Here is a 5984-nt window from a genome sequence, read left to right as displayed (position 1 = left end):
GCCCCTCCCCATCCCAGAACACGAGGAAGCCAACACCGCGATGCCCGACACCCACGGACCGCACCTGATCCGCGGCGCCCGCCCCCTCGGCGGCGACCCCGTCGACCTGCTCCTGGCCGACGGCCGGATCGCCGCGACCGGCCGGGACCTGGACGCCCCCGAGGGCGCCCGGACCGTCGACGCCACCGGCCTGATCGCCCTGCCCGGTCTGGTGGACCTGCACACCCACCTGCGCGAGCCCGGCCGCGAGGACGCCGAGACGGTCGCCAGCGGCTCCCGCTCCGCCGCCATGGGCGGCTACACCGCCGTCCACGCCATGGCCAACACCGACCCCGTCGCCGACACCGCCGGGGTCGTCGAACAGGTCTGGCGCCTGGGCCGCGAGGCCGGGTACTGCGACGTGCGCCCCGTCGGCGCCGTCACCGTCGGCCTGGCCGGGGAGCGCCTCTCCGAGATCGGCGCCATGGCCGACTCCGCCGCGGGCGTGCGCGTCTTCTCCGACGACGGCATCTGCGTCTCCGACGCCCTGCTCATGCGCCGCGCCCTGGAGTACGTCAAGGCCTTCGACGGCGTCATCGCCCAGCACGCCCAGGAGCCGCGCCTGACCCAGGGCGCCCAGATGAACGAGGGCTCCGTCTCCGACCGCCTCGGCCTGCCCGGCTGGCCCGCGGTCGCCGAGGAGGCGATCATCGCCCGCGACTGCCTGCTCGCCCAGCACGTGGGCTCGCGCCTGCACGTGTGCCACGTCTCGACCAGGGGCTCGGTCGACATCATCCGCTGGGCCAAGGCCCGCGGCTGCGACGTCACCGCCGAGGTCACACCCCACCACCTCCTGCTGACCGAGGAGCTGGTGGAGGGCTACGATCCCGTCTACAAGGTCAACCCGCCCCTGCGCACCGCCGAGGACGTCCAGGCGCTGCGCGAGGGCCTGGCCGACGGCACCATCGACATCGTCGCCACCGACCACGCCCCCCATCCCGCGGAGGCCAAGGAGACCGAGTGGTCCACCGCCGCCATGGGAATGGTCGGGTTGGAGACGGCGTTGGCGGTCGTGCAGCGCACGATGGTCGACACCGGCCTGCTGACCTGGGCCGACGTCGCCGACCGCATGTCCGCGGCACCGGCCCGCATCGGCCGGGTCCACGACCACGGGCGTGACCTGGCGGTCGGCCAGCCCGCCAACGTGGTCCTGTACGACCCGGCCGCCGCCGTCGACGTGGACGGCGCGGCCATGGTCAGCAAGAGCGGCAACACCCCCTTCCGGGGCATGACCCTGCCCGGCCGGGTGCGCGCCACGTTCCTGCGCGGCGCCCCGACCGTCCTGGAGGGGAAGATCCAGTGAGCACAGAACAGAACACCCGGGCCGCCCACGGCCCGGCGGAGGAGGGGGCGAACGTGTCCGAGAGCGGACCCGCGATTCTGGTACTCGAGGACGGCCGTGTCTTCCACGGCCGCTCCTTCGGCGCCACCGGGGAGACCTTCGGCGAGGCGGTCTTCAACACCGGCATGACCGGCTACCAGGAGACCCTCACCGACCCCTCGTACCACCGCCAGATCGTGGTGATGACCGCCCCCCACATCGGCAACACCGGCGTCAACGACGACGACCCCGAGTCCGGCCGCGTCTGGGTCGCCGGGTACGTCGTGCGCGAGCCCGCCCGCATCACCTCCAACTGGCGGGCCGAGCGCACCCTGGACGAGGAGCTGCGCCGCCAGGGCGTGGTCGGCATCGCCCTCACCGGCACCCGCGCCCTCACCCGCCACCTGCGCGACAAGGGCGTCATGCGCGCCGCCATCAGCACCACCGAGACCGACCCGCGGGCCCTGCTGGAGCGCGTGCGCCAGCAGCCCACCATGGCCGGGGCCGACCTGGCCGCCGAGGTCAGCACCGGCGAGCCCTACGAGGTCCTGCCGCCCGAGGGCGTGACCGCCCGCTTCCACGTCGCCGCCGTGGACCTGGGCATCAAGGCCATGACCCCCCAGCGCCTGGCCGAGCGGGGGTGCCGGGTCACCGTGCTGCCCTCCACCGCCACCGCCGAGGAGATCCTCGCCCTGGACCCGGACGGGGTGTTCTTCAGCAACGGCCCCGGCGACCCCGCCACCGCCGACGGGCCCGTCACCGCCATGCGCGGCGTCCTGGACGCGAGCAGGCCGCTCTTCGGCATCTGCTTCGGCAACCAGATCCTGGGGCGCGCCCTGGACCTGGGCACCTACAAGCTGCCCTTCGGGCACCGGGGCGTCAACCAGCCGGTGATCGACACCCGCTCCGGCAGGGTCGCCATCACCAGCCAGAACCACGGCTTCGCCGTCGAGGCCCCCCTCGACGAGCCCTTCGACACCCCCTACGGCCGGGCCGAGGTCAGCCACATCGGCCTCAACGACCGCGTCGTCGAGGGCCTGCGGCTGCTGGACCGCCCCGCGTTCAGCGTCCAGTTCCACCCGGAGGCCGCCGCCGGCCCCCACGACGCCGCCGAACTCTTCGACGCGTTCGTCGACCTGATGTCCGCCCAGCCCGCTCCGGCTGCCAAGTAGCAAGAGGAAGCAGAGCATGCCGCGCCGTAGTGACCTTTCATCCGTCCTCGTGATCGGCTCCGGCCCGATCGTGATCGGGCAGGCGGCCGAGTTCGACTACTCGGGCACCCAGGCCTGCCGGGTTCTGCGGGCCGAGGGCTTGCGGGTCATCCTGGTCAACTCCAACCCGGCCACGATCATGACCGACCCGGAGATCGCCGACGCCACCTACGTGGAGCCGATCACCACCGAGATGATCGAGAAGATCATCGCCAAGGAGCGCCCCGACGCGCTCCTGCCCACCCTGGGCGGGCAGACCGCCCTCAACGCCGCCGTCGCCCTGGACGAGGCGGGCATCCTCGCCAAGTACGGCGTCGAGCTCATCGGCGCCAACATCGAGGCCATCCAGTCCGGTGAGGACCGCGAGAGCTTCAAGGGCATCGTCGAGCGCATCGGCGGCGAGTCCGCCCGCTCGCGCATCTGCCACACCCTGGAGGAGTGCCTGGCCGCGGCCGAGGAGCTCTCCTACCCCGTCGTCGTGCGCCCCTCCTTCACCATGGGCGGCGCGGGCTCGGGCTTCGCCCACGACGAGTCCGAGCTGCGCCGCATCGCCGGGCAGGGCCTGGCGCTCTCCCCGACCACCGAGGTGCTCCTGGAGGAGTCCATCCTCGGCTGGAAGGAGTACGAGCTGGAGCTGATGCGCGACACCAACGACAACGTCGTGGTCGTGTGCTCCATCGAGAACCTCGACCCCATGGGCGTGCACACCGGCGACTCCATCACCGTCGCCCCCGCCATGACCCTCACCGACCGCGAGTACCAGAAGCTGCGCGACATCGGCATCGCCGTCATCCGCGAGGTCGGCGTGGACACCGGCGGCTGCAACATCCAGTTCGCCGTCCACCCCACCACCGGCCGGGTCATCGTCATCGAGATGAACCCGCGCGTGTCGCGCTCCTCGGCGCTGGCCTCCAAGGCCACCGGCTTCCCGATCGCCAAGATCGCCGCCAAGCTCGCCGTCGGCTACACCCTGGACGAGATCCCCAACGACATCACCCGGGAGACCCCGGCCAGCTTCGAGCCCACGCTCGACTACGTCGTCGTCAAGGTGCCCCGCTTCGCCTTCGAGAAGTTCCCCGGCGCCGACCCCGGCCTGACCACCACCATGAAGTCGGTGGGCGAGGCCATGGCCATCGGCCGCTCCTTCCCCGAGGCCCTCCAGAAGGCCATGCGCTCCCTGGAGAAGAAGGGCGTCGGCCTGACCTGGGAGGGCGAGCCCGGCGACAAGGACGAGCTGCTGCGCCTGGCCGCCACCCCCACCGAGCACCGCCTGCGCCAGGTCCAGCAGGCCCTGCGCGCCGGGGCCACCGTCGAGGAGGTCCACGAGGCCACCCGCATCGACCCCTGGTTCGTGGACCAGATGCTGCGCCTGGAGGAGGCGGCCCGCGTCCTGGCCGACGCCCCCAAGCTCGACGCCGACCTGCTGCGCCAGGTCAAGGGGCTGGGCTTCTCCGACCTCCAGATCGGCCAGATCACCGGCCGCAGCGAGGACGTGGTCCGCGAGCTGCGCCACGCCCTGGGCGTCCACCCCGTCTACCTGACCGTGGACACCTGCGCCGCCGAGTTCGAGGCCAGCACGCCCTACCTGTACTCCAGCTACGACGAGGAGACCGAGGTCCCCACGGGCGACCGCCCCAAGATCATCATCCTGGGCTCGGGACCCAACCGGATCGGCCAGGGCGTGGAGTTCGACTACTCCTGCGTCCACGCCTCCTTCGCCCTCTCCGACGCCGGGTACGAGACCGTGATGGTCAACTGCAACCCCGAGACCGTCTCCACCGACTACGACACCAGCGACCGGCTCTACTTCGAGCCGCTCACCCTGGAGGACGTGCTGGAGGTCGTGCGCGCCGAGCAGGCCGCCGGACCGGTCGTCGGCGTCATCGTCCAGCTGGGCGGCCAGACCCCGCTCGGCCTGGCCCGACGCCTCAAGGACGCCGGGGTGCCCATCATCGGCACCAGCCCCGAGGCCATCGACCTGGCCGAGGACCGCGGCGAGTTCGGCAAGGTCCTGGCCGACGCCGGGCTGCCCGCGCCCAAGTACGGCACCGCCTACTCCTTCGCCGAGGCCAAGGCCGCCGCGGACGAGATCGGCTACCCCGTCATGGTCCGCCCCTCCTACGTGCTGGGCGGCCGCGGCATGGAGATCGTCTACAGCGAGGCGATGCTCGCCGACTACATCGAGCGCAACGCCGAGGTCAGCCCCGAGCACCCGGTGCTCATCGACCGCTTCCTCGACGACGCCATCGAGATCGACGTCGACGCCCTCTACGACGGCCGCGACCTGTACCTGGGCGGGGTCATGGAGCACATCGAGGAGGCCGGGATCCACTCCGGCGACTCGGCGTGCACCCTGCCCTCCATCACCCTGGGCCGCGAGGACATCGAGCGCATCCGCTACTCCACCGAGGCCATCGCCCGCGGCACGGGCGTGCGCGGCCTGATCAACGTCCAGTACGCGCTCGCCTCCGGTGTGCTCAACGTCCTGGAGGCCAACCCGCGCGCCTCGCGCACCGTGCCGTTCGTGTCCAAGGCCACCGCGGTGCCGCTGGCCAAGGCCGCCGCCCGCGTCATGGCCGGGGCCACCATCGCCGAACTGCGCGAGGAGGGCATGCTGCCCGCCCGCGGCGACGGCGGCGACCTTCCCGTGGACGCCCCGGTGTCGGTGAAGGAGGCCGTACTGCCCTTCAACCGCTTCATCGACAAGGAGGGCGAGGGGGTCGACACCATCCTCGGCCCCGAGATGCGCTCCACCGGCGAGGTCATGGGCCTGGACACCGAGTTCGGCGCCGCCTACGCCAAGTCGCAGCTGGCCCTCAACGACTCCCTGCCCGAGCGGGGCCGGGTGTTCGTCTCGGTGGCCAACCGCGACAAGCGCTCGATGATCTTCCCGGTCAAGCGCCTGGCCGACCTCGGCTTCGAGATCCTGGCCACCGAGGGCACCGCCGTGGTCCTGCGCCGCAACGGCGTCCACGCCACCGTGGTGCGCAAGCACAGCGAGGGCAGCGGCCCGGCGGGCGAGCCCACCATCGTGCAGCTCATCCACTCCGGGGGCGTCGACCTCATCGTCAACACGCCCTTCGGCAGCGCCGGGCAGGCCGGACCGCGTCTGGACGGCTACGAGATCCGCACCGCGGCCGTGGTGCGCGGCGTGCCCAGCGTGACCACCGTGCAGGGCCTGGCCGCCGCGGTCCAGGCCATCGAGGCGCGGGTGCGCGGGGACCTCGGCGTGCGCTCCCTCCAGGAGCACGCGAGCACCCTCACCGCCAGCCGGGCCTAGGCTGTTCCTCTTCGGGCCTCCGCTCCGCCCGCCCGTCGCCCGCCACCGCACGCGGGGGCGCTTCGCGCCGGGCGGGCCACCGCCCTCGACGGACGGCACACGCAGTACCTTCCTGTTTCGGGCGCCCGGAGAG

General features: G+C 72.4%; 3 protein-coding genes. All 3 read left to right on the top strand.

The features are described from left to right. The first annotated feature begins 40 nt into the window (after positions 1 to 40). The 3 genes from DQW06_RS04785 to carB are packed head-to-tail and all read left to right on the top strand — an operon-like array spanning position 41 to position 5851. On the top strand, positions 41 to 1342 hold the full coding sequence (locus DQW06_RS04785; RefSeq protein WP_019610771.1) for a dihydroorotase: 1302 nt from the start codon (positions 41 to 43) through the stop codon (positions 1340 to 1342). A 53-nt stretch (positions 1343 to 1395) separates the two neighbouring features. After that, entirely contained in the window at positions 1396 to 2532 is a 1137-nt protein-coding gene (gene carA / locus DQW06_RS04780) for a glutamine-hydrolyzing carbamoyl-phosphate synthase small subunit (RefSeq protein ID WP_117198026.1), read from the top strand. Positions 2533 to 2548: 16 nt separating this feature from the next. Continuing rightward, positions 2549 to 5851 carry a carbamoyl-phosphate synthase large subunit gene (carB, locus tag DQW06_RS04775; protein ID WP_013154118.1) on the top strand — a complete coding sequence of 1101 codons (3303 nt, stop codon included), beginning with the start codon at positions 2549 to 2551 and terminating at the stop codon, positions 5849 to 5851. Positions 5852 to 5984: the final 133 nt, after the last annotated feature.

This window comes from Nocardiopsis sp. TNDT3 (genome assembly GCF_003427465.1).
GTDB lineage: Bacteria > Actinomycetota > Actinomycetes > Streptosporangiales > Streptosporangiaceae > Nocardiopsis > Nocardiopsis dassonvillei.
Note: the sequence above shows the minus strand (reverse complement) of the source record. Positions and strands in the feature narration are given on the sequence as shown.